The sequence below is a fragment of the Streptomyces sp. NBC_01716 genome (assembly GCF_036248275.1).
GTDB lineage: Bacteria > Actinomycetota > Actinomycetes > Streptomycetales > Streptomycetaceae > Streptomyces.
Genome location: NZ_CP109181.1, coordinates 1,082,405 through 1,101,387 on the forward strand (window position 1 = coordinate 1,082,405; position 18,983 = coordinate 1,101,387).

Sequence of the window (18,983 nt, forward strand, 5' to 3'; positions counted from 1 at the left end):
CTACTCGGTGGCCGTCCCGGCCTTCTGCGCGCGGGCGACGACGGCCGCGGAGTCGAAGTCGTTCGCGTCCTTGAGGAGGCTGTCGTCCCAGACGTCGTCCATCCGGACGTCCTTGGTGATCTGTCCGGACTCCTTGGTGTACGTTTCGGTCTTCAGCCACTCCTGGTCGCTGATGGCGCCCCAGTCGGCGAAGTCCTCGGGGTTCCCGCTGCTGGGGGTGGCCGACTTCATCCAGGTCTCGAAGATCTTGGTGTCTCCGGCGATGCGGTCGTCGGCCGACTTGCCGGCGAGGACCTGGGGGAAGACCTTGTAGCCGTCCCTCATCGCCGCCTCCGGGTTGACCGCCGAGAAGAGCATCGACTGGTACGAGGCCCGCAGGAACCGGGCGAGTTCGTCGCGGCGCTTGTCGAGCGTGTCCTCGCGCACCGCGAAGGTGATGGAGCGGATGCCCTTGAACATGTCCGGGTTGTCGAGGTAGCGGTAGGTCGTGCCGGTGTTCTCGATCGTTGTGTACGCCTGGGTGTAGAGGGCGAGCACGTCGACCTTGCCGTCCTTGAGGGTGGAGGCGGCCTGCGCGCCCACGCCCACCGGGAGCAGTTCGACGTCCTTCTCGTCCAGTCCGGCGTTCGCCGTGTACGCCCTCGCGTAGATCGCCGATCCCGAGGCGAGGGAGATCACGCCGATCTTCTTGCCCTTGAGGTCGGCCGCCGTCTTGATGTCGCTGCCGGGCGGAACGGCCATCACCCAGGGCCAGTTCTGCACCAGTCCGCCGATCGCCTTGACCGGTACGCCCTTCTCCCGGGCGGCGAGGATCGCGCCGACGTCGGCGGCGGTGATGTCGGCACTGCCGGACGCGACCGCCTGGAGCGCGGCCACCGAGCCGTCCGCGTTGGAGGTCTCGACCTTGATCCGCTCCTTGTCGAGGAAGCCCTCCTCCTTGCCGACGGCATAGGTGGCGACCTCTTCCTTGGGACCGATCACGGCCGAGGCGATGGAGAACTCGATCGTCGCCGTGCCGCCTTTCTCCTTGCTGGAGGAGGCCGATCCGCCACCGCAGGCGGCGGTCGCCGAGAGAGCGGCGACGGCGAGCGCCGCGCAGCCGGTTCGTAGGGAACGCTTCATGTCCGACACCTCGTTCGGATCGGTGGGTCTGAGGGTGCGCCGATGGCGGTGGAGCGGGATATTCCGCTGAGAGCGAGATCGTTGTAGACGTGCTGTTCGGCGATGAGGCCGTCCTGGACGACGAAGACGTCCGCGTAGCGGATGCCTTCGAACGGGCTGCCCGCGAGGTCTTCCCCGTAGAGCGTGCCGAGGGAGGTGACGGCGGTGGCACCGGAGCCGTCGGGCAGGGGGGCGGCGAAGTACCGCTCGCGCCGTTTGCGCACCCAGCGGTAGTCACCGCGGGCGCTCGCCGCCATCGCGGCGAGCGAGGCGTGCCGCTGACCGCCGGGGAAGACCAGGGCCACTCCCGGTGCCAGCAGACCCGCCGCGGCCTCCAGCTCCCGGTCCTCGCACAGCCGCAGATAGCGGTCCACCAGGGCGGTGGGCTGCTCGGGCCGGGCGTCCATCAGCCGGCCCGTCTTGTCAGGAGCTCTTCCCACTGATCGCGCAGCGGGTGCTCGGCGGGTCCCGCCTCGGAGAGGATGCTGACGAGACGGCCCAGCATCTCCTCCCGTCCGCGGTCGAGGAGGACCTGCTCGGCGGGCTCGGGGAGGAAGGAGTCCAACTCCCCTTGTTTCAGCGTGCCGTTCCTGACCAGCAGCGCCTCCAGGGCGATGGTCCGCTGGGCGGTGACATGGACATCGGTGCTGAGTTGCAGGACCAGGTCGAGCAGTTTGCCGATGCGCGGGTCCTTGAAGTAGTCGAACTCGTCACTCATCGTTCCTCCGGCTTGTTCGCCGCCAGTACGGCCCAGGGAAAGTGCCATTCGCGACGGTCGCCCCAGCCGTCCTCGCGGACGCCGTCGTTGCGCTCGTCGAAGGGGGCCCAGGAGGCGCCGGTCAGCCCGGCATCCCGGCACATCGCGAGCAGGTCGGACCCGAAGAGGTCGTGGAAGAAGGGCTCGTTGTTCCGTTCGGCGTGCTCGAAGACGGTGGCGTCGCGGAACGGGTCGCCGGTCGGCTGGAACTCCAGGAAGCGGAGCGCCCCGCCGGGCTTGAGGAGCCGCACGGCCTCCTGGATGGTCTCGCGGACCGCGTCGGACGGCATCTCGTGCAGCACCATCGTCCCTGTGACGACGTCGCAGGACCCGGACTCCAGTCCGGTCGCGCGGCCGTCGGCCTGGCGGTAGCTGAGGGTGAGGCCCTCGGCGGCTGCCTCGGCGTGTGCCAGGCGCAGGCCCGGTGCCGCGAGGTCGACCCCGATGATCTCCGCGCCGGGGTACTTGCCCGCGAGCGGCCGGGTGCTCTTGCCGAAGCCGCAGCCGATGTCCACGACCCGTTCGGCTGCGGGGAGTTCGGGGAGGGCCGTCTGCGCGAACAGCTTGTGGAACTTGTAGCCGTCGTTGTCCCGCAGCATCACGATGCGGGCGCCGAACTCGTAGACGTAGGCGGACATGTCGTCGGAGTAGAAGCCGCCGGGCTGGATGTGGATGTCGAAGTCCGTGTACCAGGAGGGCAGTTCGACGGACGAGTTGAGGGTGAGGGTGCCCGCGCCGTCCGCCGCGGCCTCGGCCAGTTGCTCGGTGAGCTGCGCGCGCCGGCTGAGCACCGCCTCACCGGCCGCCTTCCACAGCATCTTCTGCTGGACCCGCTCCAGATGGCTGAACCACGGGTAGAGGCTGAGCTCGTGGAGCCGGTTCGCCGCCTGCTCGACGGTGTCCGCCGGCGGCTCCCCGTCCGCGGCGTACTCCCGCGTCAGCGCGGGATAGACGGTGCTGGCCCACTGCTTGCGCAGGGCCAGGATGTAGTCGACTCGGGAGCGCTCGTCGAGCGTCAGCCGGTCCTCGATATCGATCATGACGACTCCTTCTCGGTACGTGTGCGGCGGAGCTTCGCGGTACGCGGAACGGGTGGAGTGGTGCGGTGATAGCTGCTGCGGGGGTGCGGTGGTGGCGCTGTTCAGTGGGCGGGGACGGCGGCGGCGCCGGCGGTGGCCAGGGTTCCGGCACCGCTCGCCGCACTGGAGAGAAACGTTCCTGCGATGCGTCCCTCGTAGATGGCTTCGAGCGCGGTGCGTGGCGCGTTGGCGTCTCCCACGACCAGCACCGGTGGCGCGTCGGGGTGGCCGTCGAGTGCGCGGTAGAGGTCGTCGGCCGCGGTCGGCAGGCCCGCGTCGACAATGGCGGTGACGCCGTGGAGTTCCTCGGTGTCACCGTTCAGGGTGTCCCGCAGAGTGACCCGGTGGCCGACGGCGTCCACGACCGTACGCAGGGGGCGGGCCTTCACCCCCAGGGCGCCCAGCCGCCCGGTGAGGCCGAGCCTGGAGTAGGTGGTGATACGCGGGAAGAGCGCCGCCGACGGGGTCACCAGGTGTACGGCGGCTCCCTCGCGCGCCAGGCACTCGGTGAGCGACGCGGCCGGCCAGTCGCCGCCGTCGTCCCGGATCACCACCGTGCCGCGCAGAGCTGACGGTATGTCAGAGTCCTTGCCGGAGAGTGCGCCTGTCGCCTGCCAGAGGTCGAACAACTGGGGTCCCAGGGGGAGTTCGCGCCTTCGGGGCAGCGATCCGGTCGCCAGGATCACCCCGTCGAAACCCTCGTGCCGTCCCCCGGGCAGCAGGTCGGCCGCGACGACGCGTTCGCCGGTCCGTACGGTCACTCCGGCGCGGGCGAGGTCCCGGGCGAGTTCGTCGGTCATCAGGGTCAGCCGCTCCCGGCCCGGTACGGATCCGGCGCGGACGATCTGGCCGCCGAGGTGGTCGGCGGCCTCGACAAGGGTCACCTCGTGACCGGCCCGCCGGGCGGACAGGGCGGCCTCCATCCCCGCCGGCCCCCCGCCGACGACCATGACCCGCCGGGCGGGGGCCGGTCCGGCGAGGCGTACGGCGTTCCACTCGTGCTCCGCCCCGACCTCGGGATTCACCACGCAGGAGATCGGCAGGCTCGCCTCCAGCCGTCCCACGCACCCCTGGTTGCAGGCGAGGCAGGACCGGATCTCGTGCGCGCGGCCGTCCAGTGTCTTGCGGACCAGATGGGGGTCGGCGATATGCGGCCGGGCGAGCCCCACCAGATCGGCCGCACCCTCCTCGACCAGCACCGCCGCCTCGGCCAGGCTGTCCAGCCTGCAGACCGCGAGCACGGGCAGATCGGGAAACGTCTCCTTGAACAGGGCCGCGTGGTGCCGGAACGGCGCGTGCCCGAAGCTCATGTCGGCCATCTGCGTGGCCAGTGAGGTACTGCCGTGGTACGCGGAGTGGCTCACGTGGACGTACGCGAGCGGGTGTTCGGCGCGCAGCTCGCCGACGGCGGCCATGACCTCGGCCGGTCCCAGGCCGCCCGGCAGGAATTCGTCGGCGCTCACCCTGATGCCCAGCGGCAGGTCCGGGGCGCGCTCACATACCCGCTCCAGAACCTCCCGGACGAGCCGGAGCCGGTTCTCCTCGCTGCCGCCGTAGCGGTCGGTGCGCTGGTTGGTGAAGGGAGAGAGGAACTGCTGGAGCAGATGACCGTGGCCGAGATGGATCTCGACGCCGTCGAATCCGGCCTCGCCCATCCGGCGGGCCGCCTCGCCGAAGGCTCCGACGACCACCGCTATGTCGCTGGGTCCCATGGCGTGGGGTATCGCGGCGCCCGTCGCCCAGGGCACGTCCATCGGCGCCCAGGCGGCCGTGCGGGTGGCGTCGCCGTTCGCCTGCCGGCCCGCGTGCATGAGCTGCGCGAAGACCAGGGCGCCGTGTGCGTGGACGGCTTCGGCGACCGCCGCGTAGGCGGGTACCGAGGTGTCGTCGAAACAGCCGAGGCTGATGTGGCGCCCCGCGCTGGTGGGGTGGACCCGTACCGCTTCGGTGATGATCAACCCGACACCACCCCGCGCCCGTTCGGCGTGGTAGTGCGCATGGCGCCGGGTCGGATGATTCGCGTGGCCGAAGTTCGTCGTGTGCCCCGGAACGAACACACGATTGCGTACGTCGAGGCCACCTATACGGAATGGCATGATTAGTTGCTCTATGCCTGCGTTCTTCACCACGACTCCTCGGGTGGTTCCACACAGCCAAGCCGGAAGACGTTCCGTTCAGCGAAACGCTGTTGCTTTGGCCGGAACAATAGGAGTCGGGCGCGGAGCGAGTCAATGGATGACAAGAAAGTTTTTGGACATGGCTGTGCCGGATGCACGAGCCGGGGCACCCCAGCCGCGCCCTGCCATGCACCGCTCCCATCACCGCTGGCGCCAACAGCCCGCCCCCAGGGCCCCGTTGGCTCCCGGGCGCCCTTCCAGCCACAGTGCACGCCGGGGCGCGGTACACCCAGGTTCGGGGAGCAATGCCCGGTACGGCAGCGGGAGTTGATGCTGCAGGTGTGCCCAGTACTGCACACGAACGGCGAACGTACCGAGGTCGCGCTGACCCAGTCGTACGCACTGGCGGAAGACCGGATCACGGACATGACGGACGAGCGCGCGCTGCGCAGGCGGGCGACGGCCGCAGCCTGGTTGCCGCCCTTGCCGCCGGGGCCCGCATCGAAGGATCCACCGGACACCGTCTCGTCGGCAAAGGGTGCCTTGGGGACCCTCATTTCGGGGCGCGGCAGACATCTACTTACCAACCATCGGCAAGGTGAACATGGCGCTCTGGTGACGGGGCCGTCACAGCTGTGCCGTGCGGGTGCCGGACCAGATGGTCTCCTCGGTTTCCCGGGCCCTCCGAGCCGTCACCCGGTGCGGGCCCGGACTCCCCTGACGTAGGCACCCGGTGGTGTCCCGGTGCGGGCACCCGCACCCGTGGCGTACCACGGCGGAAGCTGGAAACGGCCGTCGCAGTACGGGGTCGGCGAGAGAATGCGCTGACGGCCGTCCTGGATCTGGTAGACGAGGTGGGCCTGCCCGATGGACGGATCGGGAGTCATCTCCGGGTAGGCCAGCGCGGCCTGGCCCGGGTCCGCCAGGTAGTAGGCGCCGTTGACGCCCCGGTGGATCGTCGCACGGATGGCCTTGGCCACGCGGCGGTGGTCACGTGGGTCGTCGACCTGGGACCACGCGCCGGCGATCATCCGGGCCCTGTCGTAGGCGATGCCGGCGTGCGAGCGGCCGGGGGAAACGCCGTGCAGGGAGCGGTAGCGGGCAGCGAAGGACCGGCCCAGGTGGTCGGAGTAGGTGCCCGTGACCGTGGCCCACAGCAGGCCCTCGGAGAGCGGGCCGAGCTCTTGGCGGAAGCTCGGGATGGAGGGCGTGTAGAGGAGATAGGGGAGGATCGGCGGACCGTCGTACAGCAGCTCTCGCAAGAAGGCCAGACTGCCCGGCATGAAGTAGTGCCCGACCAGGACGGCAGCAGGTGCGGCGGCCCGTACCTGGCGGGCGATCTGCTGCCAGGCCGCGTCGGACATGCCCACCTCGGACACCGTCTCCAGGGTCCAGCCGCCCGCCTCCACGGCCGCCGACATCTCAGTGCGGCCCAGATCCCCCAGCGGCCACATGCCCTGGACCACCATCAGCCGATTCGATTCCGGAGACCAGCCACCGCTGTCCCGCAGCGAGGTGAGGAAGCGCACGAAGCCGGGGCCGTAGCGGGTGTCGCTGGGACAGACCTGGAAGATTCCGCCGTAGCGCTCGGGGTCCTCGGCCACCCGGGAGACCATCGAGTCCAGCGCCGCCGCGTGCAGATACGGGCGGCCGTAGTCGGCGGCGATCTCGTGGGCCACGTCCTGCGGACCGATGTAGCCGGAGGTGAGCGCGTCCACCTCCTGCTCGACGAGTTCAGTGAACGCCGCCTGCACGGCCGACGGCACGGTCACGTCGAAGTCGGCGGTCACCAGTTCGATACGGCGGCCCGAGATGCCCCCCTGGTCGTTGATCTCCTCCAGGGCCAGTCGGGTGGCGAGCAGCATCTCGCGCCCGTCGGCGGCGGCCGGGCCGGTCAACGGCAGGGCCGCGCCCAGCATCAGCGGACGGCGGCGCAGCGAGCGCGTGGGACCCGGCACGGGAGAGGGGACGGGCGCGCCGCCCCGGGCCGCGGTGGCGATCCTGCCGAGCCCGAGCCGCTCGAACGCCGTGTCCCCGCCGGGGAAGGGCAGCCGTACCAGCCCTTGGTCGAGAGCGAGCGCCGCCGCGGCGGCCCGCCCCGACAGATGGAGCTTCGTCAGCAGCCGGTCCACATGGGTGGTGACGGTTCGTGGGCTGGTGAAGAGCCGCTCCGCTATCTCGTTGTTGGTGAGCCCGGCGACGATGAGGGTGAGCACGTCCAGCTCGCGCAGGGTCAGTCCGTACGGCGACGGGTGGCACGGCTCCACCAGGACCCGGCCCATCGGATTGCCGCGAGGGTCGGTGAACGGGTCGACCCAGACCCTGACGAGGGTGCGGGCCGTGCCGTCCGTCCACATGAAGCCGCTGCGCCCAGCTTCGGTGCGCAGACAGGCCACGACGAGACCGGCGAGTTCGGGATGCTCACGCAGGAAGGCCACCGCCGGGCCGGGGCCGGGTGCCGCGCCGTGCCGGCTGTCCTCGGCCGCCTCCACGGTGCCATCGGCGAGCATGATCGCGGAGGCGGGAAGCGGGAGCTCGTCTTTGGCGGACCAAAAGGGTCCGGTTCGTTTCCGAGCGGACACGGGCGTCGCCTCCTGTCCCTTGGTACGCGGCCCGCCGCGTGAGTTCGGGCGGCCACTGGGCTGACAGGGGCCATCATGCCCAGGTACCTGCGGATACGACAGAGTTACGTGTAACGAACGAGTAAGGAATCATTTGTGTTCACTGTCAGGGTTTCCGGGGCCTGCGGGGCATGCGTGAAGCCGGACCGGTGCCCGCCCGGTCCGGCGACATGTGTGACGCGAGGCTCCGGGCGGGCCCGGTCCGCCCCCGCTCAGGTACGGCGGTTGCGCAGCAGCGAGTCCAGGGCCACGGCCGTCACGACGATGACGCCCTTGGCGATGAGCTGCCAGTGCTGGCTGATGTTGAGGCTGTAGAAGACGTTCGTCAGCGTGGCCAGGATCAGCAGGCCCACCGCCGAACGCCACACCGCGCCCTCGCCGCCGCGCAGCGAGGTCCCGCCGACCACCACGATGGCGATCGTGTCCAGGGCCACGGTGGCTCCGACATCGGCCTGCCCCACCCCGAGCCGGGAGGCGTCGATCATGCCGGCCAGCGCGGCCGTCACACCGGTCATCACGTAGGCGCTGCCGACGAGCCACGGAACACGCAGCCCGGACAGCCGGGCGGCTTCCTCGTTGCCGCCGATGGCGAAGATGTTCCGGCCGTAACCGGTCTGCGAGAGCAGCAGCGAGCCCACCACGAAGATGCCGATCAGGATCCAGATCGGCAGCGGCACTCCCGTGACGGCGGTCAGCGCCAGGTACTGGAAGGAGACGTCGTCGACGATGAACGGCGCCGAGTTCGAGTACACGTACGCCAGGCCCGCGATCACCGAGGACATGCCCAGGGTGGTGACGAACGGGTTGACCTTCCAGCGAGCGATGATCGTGCCGTTGGCGGCTCCCACGGCAAGGCCCGCCAGGATTGCGCAGACCGCGGCCAGTAGGACCGAGCCCGTGCTCTTGGTGACACCGGCGAACACCGTGGAGCCGAGCGCGTAGGTGGCGCCCACCGACAGGTCGAACCCGCCGGAGATGATGACGAAGGTCATCGCGACGGCGATGATCCCGACGGCAGCGTTCTGGGTCAGGACGTCCTGGAGGTTGGCGGGCTTCAGGAAGCCCGGGTAGAGCACGGTCGCGGCGGCGATCAGCAGGAGCAGCACCCAGAAGGTGCTGAACCGCAGGGCGTAGGCCCGCAGCCGGGCCGCGCGGTCCTCGCCGCCGGGAAGGGCGCTCCGGGGCGGTGCCACGGCGGGGTCGCCCGCCGGAGCGGACGGTTGGGAGACGGTGGAGGGGGTCACTTCAGCTCACCTCGCGGGTGGTCGTGTCGGTGCTGGTGCTGGTGTCGGTGCTCGGGACGGCGGTGCGACGGGTCGGCGGGCCGGGCGCGGCCCGGCCGGGGGTGGGCGGGCGGTCCGGGCCGCCGCGCCCGCTCACTCGGCGGCCTTGTCGTGGAAGCCGAGCTTGACGATGTCCCGCACCCGGAATTCCGGGGAGTCGGCGGGGATCTCGCGCACCACCCGGCCGCCGGCGAAGACCAGCAGCCGGTTGGCGATGGCGAGGACCTCCTCCAGCTCCGAGGAGGTGACGACGACGGCGGCGCCGTCCTCAGCCAGTCGCACCAGGGAGGCCAGCACCTCCGACTTGGCGCCGACGTCGATGCCCCGGGTGGGTTCGTCGATGAGGAAGACCCGCGGGGTGCGGGCGGCCCACTTGGCGAGGAGCACCTTCTGCTGGTTGCCGCCGGACAGATGGCGCACCGGGGCGCCGAGCCGGGCCGGGTCGAACCCGAAGTACCGGGCGTATCGCTCGGCACGGTCGCGTTCGTTGCCGTGATCGATCCGGCCGGCCCGGGTGGCGCTGGTGACGCCGACACTGACGTTGTCGGTGCCGTCCATCGCGGGGATCAGACCGTTCTTGCGGTCCTCGGGGACCATGACCACTCCGGCGGTGATGGACTGCCGGGCCGAGCGCGGCCAGGGCACCGGCCGTCCACCCAGGCGCAGTTCACCGGTGGAGGACCGTTCCAGACCGGCAAGGGACCGCAGGAAGGTGGTGCGTCCCGAGCCGACCAGGCCCCACAGGCCGACGATCTCGCCCTCGTGGACGCGCATGTCGATGCCGGACAGGACCCCGGGCAGATCCACCCCGGAGGCTTCCAGTGCCGGCCCGCCGGGCTCGTGCGTGCCGCCCCGGGCGGTCACCTCTATCTCGCGGCCGACCATGGCCCGGATCAGTGCCTGCCGGTTCCAGCGTTCACGGGGCGCGCTCTCCACGAGGTGACCGTTGCGCAGCACCGAGATGCTGTCGCTGAGCCGCAGCACCTCCTCCAGGTTGTGGCTGACGAACACGATCGTGGTGCCCTGGGAGCGTAGTCGGTCCAGGACGCGGTAGAGGATGTCCCGCTCGTGCTCGGCAAGCGCGGCGCTGGGCTCGTCCAACAGCAGGATCCTGCCGTCGGCCTGGACACCGCGCATGATCTCCAGGATCTGCTGCTGGGAGACCGACAGGGTGCGAGCCAGGGCCTCGGGCGGGATGTCCACCTCGAAGTCCTCGCACATCCGCAGATAGCGGCGGCGCATCTCTCGGTGCGAGAGCAGACCGCGACGGCTGAGGTTGCCGCCGAGGAACACGTTGGCCTCGGCGCTGAGCGCCGGGACCATGGTGAGTTCCTGGTAGACGGTGACCAGTCCCAGCCCACGGGCCTTGCGGGGGCCGCCCGCGTCCAGCGGGGTGCTGAACACGTCCACGGTGCCGGTGTCGGCGGCCAGCCGGCCGCTGATCATGCCGAGGAGGGTGGACTTCCCGGCTCCGTTCTCACCGACGAGCGCGTGGACCGTGCCCGCCGGGATCTCCAGATCGACGTCACGGACCGCGTAGGTCCGGCCGAAGACCTTGGACACGCCCCGGCAGACGACGGCCGGACCGACGGGCGCGGTGGGGTCGGCGACGGCTGCCACCGGGGGTGACGCGGAGGATGTGTCGGGCATGAGGAGGCTCCTTTCCTGCCGTGACGCGGGCCGGTCAGTACTCGGGCTTGAACTCGCCGACGGTCGCGGCGGTCGCGAACGGGGTGCCGGGCAGCTCCGAGGACTCGGTCAGATTGATGAAGTGCGGCACGGTCTTGCCCGACACCTGGTCGGCGAGCGCCTGGATGGCCTCCTCGGTCTCCTGGGCCGGGAGCATCATCACGCTCTGCTGGAGATCGCCCCTGCGCACCGAATTCAGCGCCCACTGGTCGCCGCCGAAGTCGTAGATCTTGACCTTGCCCTTGCGGCCCGCGCCGTTGACGGCCTGGACGATGCCCCGGCTCATCCCGGAGAAGTTGGACATGATCACATCCAGGTCGGGGTTGGCCTGGAGGATGGTCTGTGCGGCGGAGTTGCCCTTGGGCGTGGTGTAGTCGGTGCTCTGTCTGGCCACGACCTCGAAGCCCTTGTGCTGGGCGAACGCCTTGGCCGCCTGCTTGAAGCAGATGGTGTTGGCGTTGAGGTCCGGGCCCGAGATGAGCGCGACCTTCGCGCCGTCGGGGTTGTCCTTGACGACCTGGTCCACCCACTTCTCGTACACGTCGAGGGTCTGTCCGCCGACGTAGGTGACCGTGCCGGGCTCCCAGGTCTCCTCCCCGAGCTTGGTGGCGCGGCCGCAGATCGGCAGGTTGAAGACGGAGACGAGGATGCCCTTCTGCGGGGCCTGCTGAGTGAGCAGCTTGCAGACGAGGTTGCCGTCGTTGGGCTCCACGGCGAAGGCGTTGTACTTGCCGCTGGTGAGGGCCGTCTGGATCTGGTCGAACTGTTTCTGGGCGTCGAACTGCCCGTCGAACACGTCGAGCTTGACGCCGAGGTCCGACGCCTTCTTCTTGCCGGCGGCGATCGCGGCCTGGAGGTAGGCGTTGCTGGTGCCGGCCGAGAAGTAGGCGATCTTCAGGTCGGCGACCTTCTTTGGCCCCTTGGCCTCGCCGGCCGCAGCGGACGAACCGGCGGACTGGTCGGCCGGCACGGAACAGGCGCCTGCGGCGAGCAGCACCGACAGGGTGGCAGCGGCGGCACCGAGGGTGCGGGCGGAGCGGCGGACCGTGCCGCGTCTGCGGGCGGTGACGGACGGGGTGGGTGTGAGGTGGTTCATGGCGGTGGTTCTCCCTGTTCGGGGCGGTACTGCGGGCGGGACGGGCACGGCAGCGGAGCAGGAGGCTCTGCTCGGGGCGAACGGCGCGCGAGGGGGGAATGCGGGCGGCCGGTCAGAGGGACCGGGGGCCGGTACCGACGGAGGTCTGCGGCCGGACCGTGGGTCAGGACGCGTCCTCGGTCCAGGTGTCGTAGATGTCGCTGAGCGGGGCAAACCAGGTGCCGGAGTGGCCCGCCATGTACTCGATGAGCCGCTCGAAGCCCATCAGGTAGTGGGCGCGGGCGATGGTCTGCGGGTGGACGGTCAGCGTGAGCACGCCACCGGGGACGTTGCGGTAGGCGTAGTCGAAATGGTCCTTCCAGCGCTGGAACATCACCTCGCTGGAGCCCAGCCCCTGGTTGACACCGGGGATGTACTCGGCGGCCGGGAAGTCGTCGAGGAACCACGAGACGGGGAACTCCAGCAGCGGGCTGGCCGGACCGAAACTGCTGCCCTCCTCCCAGCCGACCTGGACCGGACGCGGGTGGTAGGGCTCGAAGTCACGGCCCATCAGGGAGGAGTCCCATGCGAAGCCGTTCTCCTCCAGCACGCTCATCGTCTGGTCGGTGAAGTCCCAGGCGGGCGAGCGGTAACCGCGCGGACGGGTGCCGATGTACTTGTCGTGCTGCTTGAGCTGGGCCTCCATCAGCCGCCGCTCGGTGTCGGAGTCCAGCTTCGGTACACCCTCGTGGTAGCAGCCGTGCGCGGCAATCTCGTGCCCGGCGTCCACGATCTGCCGGACGCGTTCGGGGAAGGTGACCATGGTGTGGCCCGGGGTGCACCAGGTGGCGCGCACATCGTGCCGCTCGAACAGGCTGATCAGCCGGGGCACACCGACCTCCGCGCAGAACTCTCCCCGGGACAGATAGCTGGGGCTGCTGAGGTTGAAGGTGCCCATCCAGACGCTGTGCGCGTCGAAGTCGGCGCCGATGTTGACCGCGAGCTTCTTGCCCTCGGGCAGGTTCAGAGGCATGGGTGATCTCCCTACGGAGTATGACGGTGATGGTGACGGGGGAAAGGCGGCGGTGAGGTACGGGAGCGGGCGACGGGCGGCGTCTCATCCACCGCGCGGAGGCGGCACGGCCCCGGCCCGGCAACCGCTCAGGCGCCGCTGAGCAGTTCGTCGGCGTACCGGCGGTACAGGCCGCAGCGGCGCCGGCGGTCGGTGTGTGTGGTCGCCGCGCCGGTGCGGCGGTTCTCGCGGAGGAGGTCGAGGTCGAGCCGAGCGGTGATGACGTCCTCGACGTTGGTACCGGTCTCGGCCAGGATCCCGTCGGGTGCGAAGCCGGTGTCGCACGGTGACAGCACCGACGCGCGGGCCCAGCCGGGGGAGAGGGGCGCGCCGGGGTCGCCGGTGGTGGGGCAGTGCACGACGTACACCTGGTTCTCGATGGCCCGCGCCTGGGCGCAGTGCCGTACCCGCCAGAAGCCGGCCTCGGTGAACGTGTACGACGGGCTAACGATCAACTCGGCGCCCTGGCGCGCCAGTACGGTCGAGATCTCCGGTATCTCGGTCTCGTAGCAGATCGAGACGCCGACGCTGACCCCGCTCACCGTGAACGGGATGAGCTTGTCGCCCTCCTGCGTGCCCCAGCCGGCCTCGGCCGGGAAGATGTGCGTCTTGACGTGATGAGTGACCGAGCCGTCGGGGAAGAACACGAACGCGGTGTTCAGGACACCCTCGCCGTCCGGATCGCGCACCAGATGGCTGCCGGCCACGATCACCTGGCCGCGGACCCGGGCCAGTTCGGTGAACAGGGCCGCGTAGTCGTCGGTGTAGTCGGCGATCCGGCCCAGCGCGGAGACCGGTTCGTCCCGCCACCCGGGGCGGGCGGTGAACAGCGAGGCGGTGAACAGCTCGGGCAGGACGACCAGTTCGGATCCGTCCGTGCGGTCGACGAGCGTGCGGACCTGGCGGGCGAAGGCGTCGAAGCCGTCCACCTCCCGCAACTCGAACTGGACCGCGGACACGGTCAGGGAAGTACCCATGGACTGCTTTTCCTCTCAGATGGCGAGGTTGTGGCGGGACGCTTCGCGCGGCCGTTCACTGCGCGAGCAGGCCGCCGTCGATGACCAGGTCGGTGCCGGTGACGTACGACGACTCGTCCGAGGCCAGGTACACGCAGCCGTGGGCGATCTCGGCGGGCGTGCCGCCGCGCCGCATCGGAGTGCCTGCCAGTACGGCCGCGTTGAGGTCGGCGGGCTGCGCGTCGGTCAGCGGGGTGGCGATCCAGCCGGGGATCACCGCGTTGGCGCGGATGTTCTCGCCCGCGTAGGTGATGGCCGCGTTGCGGGTCATGCTGCGGACCGCGCCCTTGCTGGCGTGGTAGGCGTGTGTGCCAACCCCGCCGACCACACCCCAGGCCGAGGAGATGTTAATGATGGAGCCGCCGCCGGACCGGCGCAGGGCGGGGATCGCGGCCCGCATCCCGAGGAAGACCCCGGTCTGGTCGACGCCGACGACCCGGTCCCACTCGGCGAGCGTGAGCGTCTCGATCGGCTCGTAGGAGATCAGGCCCGCGTTGTTGACCAGCACGTCGAGCCGTCCGTGCCGCTTCTCCACCCCGTCGACGGCGGCGGCCCAGGCGTCCTCGTCCGTGACGTCAAGGCGGATTTCCTCGACGCCCGCGGACTGTGGACTGTCCGTGTCGAGGTCGGCGGAGATCACGACGGCCCCCTCCCGGGCGAACGCCTCCACGATGCCCCGCCCGATCCCGCGGGAACCTCCGGTGACCAGCGCCACCTTGCCTGTCAGACGCCCCATGCCGGGTACTCCTTTGCTACGGCCGCCCCGAGGGGCATGGCCGATGGGTGTGCGGGTGGGTGTTGCAGGCCCAGCCGCCTCGCGGGGCGACGGGGCCCGGGTCAGCGGGCCAGGAACCCGCCGTCGATGACGAGGTCGGTGCCGGTGACGTACGACGACTCGTCCGAGGCCAGGTACACACAGCCGTAGGCGATGTCCCGGGGGTCGGCGCCGCGGCCCATCGGGGTGGAGGCGATGACGGTGTCGTTGAACTCGCGGGTCTGCGCCTCGGTCATGGGCGTGCGGATCCAGCCCGGCAGCACGGCATTGGCGCGGATGTTCTCACCGGCGTAGGTGATGGCCGCGTTGCGGGTCATGCTCAGCACAGCGCCCTTGGTGGCCTGATAGGCCAGAGATCCGGGGACCGCGGCAGCGCCGTAGATGGAGGAGATGTTGATGACAGAGCCGCCGCCGGACCGGCGCAGGGCGGGGATCGCGGCCCGCATCCCGAGGAAGACCCCGGTCTGGTTGACTCCCAGCACCCGGTTCCACTCGTCCTGGGCCAGCTCGTGGATCGCCTCGTAGGAGCCGACGCCCGCGTTGTTGACCAGGATGTCCAGCCCGCCGTGGCGTTCCTCGACCGCCGCGACGGTACGGGCCCAGCCCGCCTCGTCGGTGACGTCGAGACGGCCGAACTCCAGGCTGCCGGCGGCCGTCCCGTCCGCGTCGGCCGGGCCGACGCCTCCGGTGGACCGGGCGGACCCGGCGGGGTCGAGGACGTCGACCGCCGTCACCGCGGCGCCTTCGGCCGCGAACAGTTCGGCGATTCCCCGTCCGATGCCCCGCACACCACCGGTGACCAGCGCGACCTTGCCCGACAGGCGTTGCATGCGTGCCTTCCGTCCTGAGCCCGTCCGGGTCCGGCGGCGCCGACCGAGTAGCTCGTGGCAGGACAGTAGGAGCGGGGGCGGGACGGCCACGTCCGTAAAATTGCCTACTTTGCGGTCGCGCCCCTCCGGCGCGGCGCCGCGCCGGAGGGGCGCGACCGGTGGCCGGGGCGTCCTGGACGAGGGCCGCCCGTGCCCGTGCGCGCGGTCGGGTCAGCGGGTGAAGCGCCGGGGGCCTTGGACCAAGACCCCGGCGGGCACGCCGCTCCACTCCTGCGGGCGTGGCCGCCCTCCGTTGGGCGCCGCGCGCGAACCGTAGGTATTTCTACGGACGTGAGGAGTCGCGTCCCGCTCCTACAGTCCTCCCACGGCCCGATCGTCCGGCGCCACCAGCCGCCGGGACACCTTGGCAAGGAGGAACGGAATGCAACGCTTGCCCGGAAAGTCGCCCTGGCCGACGGTAACGCCCGGGGCACCGGCCAAGGCGTCGCGGACAGATCCGTGCTGGACCGCCGACACCGCCGGACGACCACCGCGCAGCAACACGCCGGCCCCAACAGAGCTGACCGCTGCCCTGTCCACGACGAGGACTCATGACGACGTACCACCAGCAGGTGGCAGGCACCACCTACACCTTCCACGGGCTCGTGGAGGTCCTGGCGAAGGCCGGACCTCGGCGGTCGGGCGACGAACTCGCCGGTTGCGCCGCGCAGTCCGACGCCGAGCGCGCGGCGGCCCTGTGGGTCCTGGCCGACGTCCCTCTCGACCGGTTCCTGGAGGAACCCGTCGTCCCCTACGACAGCGACGACGTGACACGGCTCATTCTCGACCGTCATGACCGACAGGCGTTCGCCACGCTCTCCGCTCTGACCGTCGGCGGCCTGCGGGACTGGCTCCTGAGCACCGCGGCGGCACCCGACGCGGCGGACCTGCTCTCCAGGGTCTCCCGCGGGCTGACACCCGAGATGGTTGCCGCCGTCTCGAAGACCATGCGCAACCAGGACCTGGTCGCGGTCGCCAGGGCGACCCAGGTGACTTCCGCCTTCCGCACCACCATCGGCACACCCGGCACTCTCGCCACCCGGCTCCAGCCCAACCACCCCACGGACGACCCGCGAGGCATCGCAGCGGCCACCGTCGACGGTCTGCTGCTCGGCTGCGGTGACGCCGTCATCGGCGTCAACCCCGCCACCGACTCCCCACAGGCGGCTGCGGACCTGCTGCACCTGCTCGACGACGTCCGGCAGCGGTACGCCATCCCCACGCAGTCATGCGTGCTCTCCCACGTCACCACCACGATCGAACTGATGGAGCGCGGTGCGCCCGTGGACCTGGTGTTCCAGTCGATCGCCGGTACCCAGGGCGCGAACGAGAGCTTCGGCATCACCCTGCCGATGCTGTTCGAGGCCGACGAGGCAGCCCGCGCGATGAGCCGCGGCACCGTCGGCGACAACGTGATGTACCTGGAGACCGGTCAGGGCTCCGCCCTCTCCGCCGCGGCCCATCTCGGTACCGACGGCCGTCCTGTGGACCAGCAGACCCTGGAAGCCCGCGCCTACGGGCTCGCCCGGGAACTCGCCCCCTTCCTGGTGAACACCGTCGTCGGCTTCATCGGCCCCGAGTACCTCCGTGACGGACGCCAGATCATTCGCGCCGGGCTGGAGGACCACTTCTGCGGCAGGCTCCTCGCGCTCCCCATGGGGGTCGACATCTGTTACACCAACCACGCCGAAGCCGACCACGACGACACGGACACCCTGCTCCTGTTGCTCGGCGCAGCGGGCTGCGCCTTCGTCATCACGGTCCCCGGAGCGGACGATGTGATGCTCGGCTACCAGAGCCTCTCCTTCCACGACGTGCTCACCGCCCGCCAGGTCCTCGGCCTGGCCCCCGCACCGGAGTTCGCCGCCTGGCTGACCAGCACCGGTCTCGCGGACCGTACGGGCCGACTTCTGCCCGCCGACCCCGCGACCGGCCCCTTTCACCCCCTGATGAACGCATGAGCACCTCGCCTCCGGATTTTTCCGGTCACGACAACGATCGGACGGGACAGACCCGCCCGTCGGGCAGGGCCCGCCTCCCCGACACCACCGATCCGTGGCTCGCTCTGCGCGCCCACACAAGCGCGCGCATCGGGCTCGGCCGGGTGGGGAACGCGATGCGCACCCTCTCCTTCCTCGAACTGCGCACGGCGCACGCCCTGGCCCGTGATGCTGTTCACCACCCGCTCGACGTCGAGGCACTGCGACGCCGGACGGAGGCCACGGGAGCAGGCACACCCGTCCACGTGACCTCGCGCGCCGGTGACCGCTCCACCTACCTGAGCCGCCCCGACCTGGGCCGTCTCCCCGGCGACCTGACCGGGATCCCCCGCGAGGCCGCCGACATCGGCGTCGTACTGTGCGACGGCCTGTCACCCGGCGCGCTCGAACGGCACGGTCCCCCGCTCCTGGAGGCCCTGCGCCAGGAGATGGACCAGGGACTGTCCTGGGCGCAGCCGGTCATCGCGACCCAGGCCCGCGTGGCGCTTGCGGACCACATCGGAGCCTGGCAGCGAGTGACCACGACAGTGGTCCTCATCGGCGAACGCCCCGGCCTGTCCGTCCCCGAGAGCCTGGGCATCTACGTGACCCACTGCCCCCGCCCCGGGCGCAGCGACGCGGAGCGCAACTGTGTCTCCAACATCCACCCGCCCGAAGGCCTCGGCTATGCGCGAGCCGCCCGGATCACCGCCGCCGTCGTCCGGCGCGCCCGCGCACTGGGAAAGTCCGGAGTACACCTGAAGGACACGACGCGTGACCCGCATCAAGTGGAGCGCGACTGAGCTCGGCTGCGCGGCTTTCGCAGCAGCCGCGCCGAGGACGCCCGCCACTGAATCTGTCTCACCCCTGCGGTCCAGGACCGCCGTGACCACCGGTCGCCTGATCGACGCGGTCACCACCGGACACTGCATCGACCTCTACCTACGGATCTAACGAACTACGGGTAACCCGCTGCCGACCCCGCGATGGAAGGCCCGTTGTACCCGTCCGGCCGTCTCGCTGTCCCCGAGCCTTCCAGCACTCAAGATCAAGTGCTTGGCGTTACCGGCCTTTCCATTGGTCCAACCCTCCGTAACCGTTTCGGCCGAGGCTTGGGCTTTGCCGAGTGATCACGGAGAGGCTCGTTCCACGGCGGAGGCCGGCCCGGTAGTCGGTGGGGCGGACTCCGAAGTGCCTGGTGAAGAGCGCGGCGAATGTGCCGTGGTCGCGGTAACCGACTTCCAGGTGGATCTGACGAGTGGTGCGGTCCGTGCTCTCCAGCAGGTGTTGGGCTCTGCGCATCACCACCCGTGCGGGAAGCAGGCGTCGACGTTCCTCAGTACGTCCGCACTCCGCCACCACCTCATCCACCAACTCCGGCGGAAACGCACGCGTGTGCACTCCCAGGGCGGATGCGTGCGATCGCAAGGCGGAGGACCAACCCCGTAGATGGACCGGACGTACTTGGATGACTACGACAACGCAGGGGG

17 protein-coding genes and 1 pseudogene are annotated in these 18,983 nt (G+C 70.4%); 2 read left to right on the top strand and 16 right to left on the bottom strand.

Translation table 11 applies throughout. The features are described 5' to 3' along the window. From OIE74_RS04665 to OIE74_RS04730, 14 genes are all read right to left on the bottom strand, one after another. Positions 1-1,122, bottom strand: a complete 1,122-nt coding sequence (locus tag OIE74_RS04665) for an ABC transporter substrate-binding protein (RefSeq protein ID WP_329378691.1) — start codon at positions 1,120-1,122, stop codon at positions 1-3. Further along, entirely contained in the window at positions 1,119-1,568 is a 450-nt protein-coding gene (locus tag OIE74_RS04670; protein WP_329378693.1) for a nuclear transport factor 2 family protein, read from the bottom strand. The genes OIE74_RS04665 and OIE74_RS04670 overlap by 4 nt, the downstream gene beginning before the upstream one ends. Beyond that, positions 1,568-1,879, bottom strand: a complete 312-nt coding sequence (locus OIE74_RS04675; protein ID WP_329378695.1) for a hypothetical protein — start codon at positions 1,877-1,879, stop codon at positions 1,568-1,570. The genes OIE74_RS04670 and OIE74_RS04675 overlap by 1 nt, the downstream gene beginning before the upstream one ends. Next, a complete protein-coding gene (locus OIE74_RS04680; RefSeq protein WP_329378697.1) occupies positions 1,876-2,958 on the bottom strand; it encodes a class I SAM-dependent methyltransferase in 1,083 nt (360 codons plus the stop codon). Before OIE74_RS04680 ends, OIE74_RS04675 begins: the two co-directional genes overlap by 4 nt. Before the next feature lie 101 nt (positions 2,959-3,059). Beyond that, positions 3,060-5,093 carry an oxidoreductase gene (locus tag OIE74_RS04685; protein ID WP_329378699.1) on the bottom strand — a complete coding sequence of 678 codons (2,034 nt, stop codon included), beginning with the start codon at positions 5,091-5,093 and terminating at the stop codon, positions 3,060-3,062. Between the two features lie 713 nt (positions 5,094-5,806). Beyond that, positions 5,807-7,624: an ABC transporter substrate-binding protein gene (locus tag OIE74_RS04690; protein ID WP_329378701.1), complete on the bottom strand. Its 1,818-nt coding sequence runs from the start codon at positions 7,622-7,624 to the stop codon at positions 5,807-5,809. A gap of 323 nt (positions 7,625-7,947) precedes the next feature. After that, positions 7,948-8,979, bottom strand: coding sequence for an ABC transporter permease (locus OIE74_RS04695; RefSeq protein WP_329378703.1), 1,032 nt, complete (start codon positions 8,977-8,979; stop codon positions 7,948-7,950). Between the two features lies 1 nt (position 8,980). After that, the gene (locus tag OIE74_RS04700) at positions 8,981-9,115 is read right to left on the bottom strand and encodes a hypothetical protein (protein WP_329378705.1); all 135 of its coding nucleotides are present in this window, start codon (positions 9,113-9,115) and stop codon (positions 8,981-8,983) included. Continuing rightward, positions 9,112-10,668 carry a sugar ABC transporter ATP-binding protein gene (locus tag OIE74_RS04705; RefSeq protein WP_329378707.1) on the bottom strand — a complete coding sequence of 519 codons (1,557 nt, stop codon included), beginning with the start codon at positions 10,666-10,668 and terminating at the stop codon, positions 9,112-9,114. The genes OIE74_RS04700 and OIE74_RS04705 overlap by 4 nt, the downstream gene beginning before the upstream one ends. A gap of 34 nt (positions 10,669-10,702) precedes the next feature. Next, positions 10,703-11,803, bottom strand: a complete 1,101-nt coding sequence (locus OIE74_RS04710) for a sugar ABC transporter substrate-binding protein (protein WP_329378709.1) — start codon at positions 11,801-11,803, stop codon at positions 10,703-10,705. Positions 11,804-11,966: 163 nt separating this feature from the next. Continuing rightward, complete coding sequence (locus OIE74_RS04715; RefSeq protein WP_329378711.1) at positions 11,967-12,815, bottom strand: polysaccharide deacetylase family protein; 849 nt, start codon at positions 12,813-12,815, stop codon at positions 11,967-11,969. Between the two features lie 128 nt (positions 12,816-12,943). After that, positions 12,944-13,831, bottom strand: a complete 888-nt coding sequence (locus OIE74_RS04720; protein ID WP_329378713.1) for a nitrilase-related carbon-nitrogen hydrolase — start codon at positions 13,829-13,831, stop codon at positions 12,944-12,946. Positions 13,832-13,886: 55 nt separating this feature from the next. Continuing rightward, entirely contained in the window at positions 13,887-14,606 is a 720-nt protein-coding gene (locus OIE74_RS04725; RefSeq protein WP_329378715.1) for an SDR family NAD(P)-dependent oxidoreductase, read from the bottom strand. 101 nt (positions 14,607-14,707) lie between these two features. Continuing rightward, positions 14,708-15,475 (bottom strand): SDR family NAD(P)-dependent oxidoreductase, encoded by a 768-nt coding sequence (locus OIE74_RS04730; RefSeq protein ID WP_329378717.1) that lies wholly within the window; start codon positions 15,473-15,475, stop codon positions 14,708-14,710. Between the two features lie 590 nt (positions 15,476-16,065). Between OIE74_RS04730 and OIE74_RS04735 the strand changes: the two genes are divergently transcribed. Together OIE74_RS04735 and eutC are read left to right on the top strand one after the other, a co-directional pair. Then, on the top strand, positions 16,066-17,475 hold the full coding sequence (locus OIE74_RS04735) for an ethanolamine ammonia-lyase subunit EutB (RefSeq protein ID WP_329378719.1): 1,410 nt from the start codon (positions 16,066-16,068) through the stop codon (positions 17,473-17,475). After that, a complete protein-coding gene (gene eutC / locus OIE74_RS04740) occupies positions 17,472-18,296 on the top strand; it encodes an ethanolamine ammonia-lyase subunit EutC (RefSeq protein ID WP_329378721.1) in 825 nt (274 codons plus the stop codon). The genes OIE74_RS04735 and eutC overlap by 4 nt, the downstream gene beginning before the upstream one ends. 259 nt (positions 18,297-18,555) lie before the next feature. Here eutC and OIE74_RS04745 read toward each other — a convergent pair whose 3' ends face one another. Beyond that, positions 18,556-18,795, bottom strand: a complete 240-nt coding sequence (locus OIE74_RS04745) for a helix-turn-helix domain-containing protein (RefSeq protein ID WP_329392163.1) — start codon at positions 18,793-18,795, stop codon at positions 18,556-18,558. Continuing rightward, positions 18,793-18,903 (bottom strand): annotated as a pseudogene (locus OIE74_RS38575) (transposase domain-containing protein); the annotation flags it as partial. The pseudogene OIE74_RS38575 and the gene OIE74_RS04745, both read right to left, overlap by 3 nt. Positions 18,904-18,983: the final 80 nt, after the last annotated feature.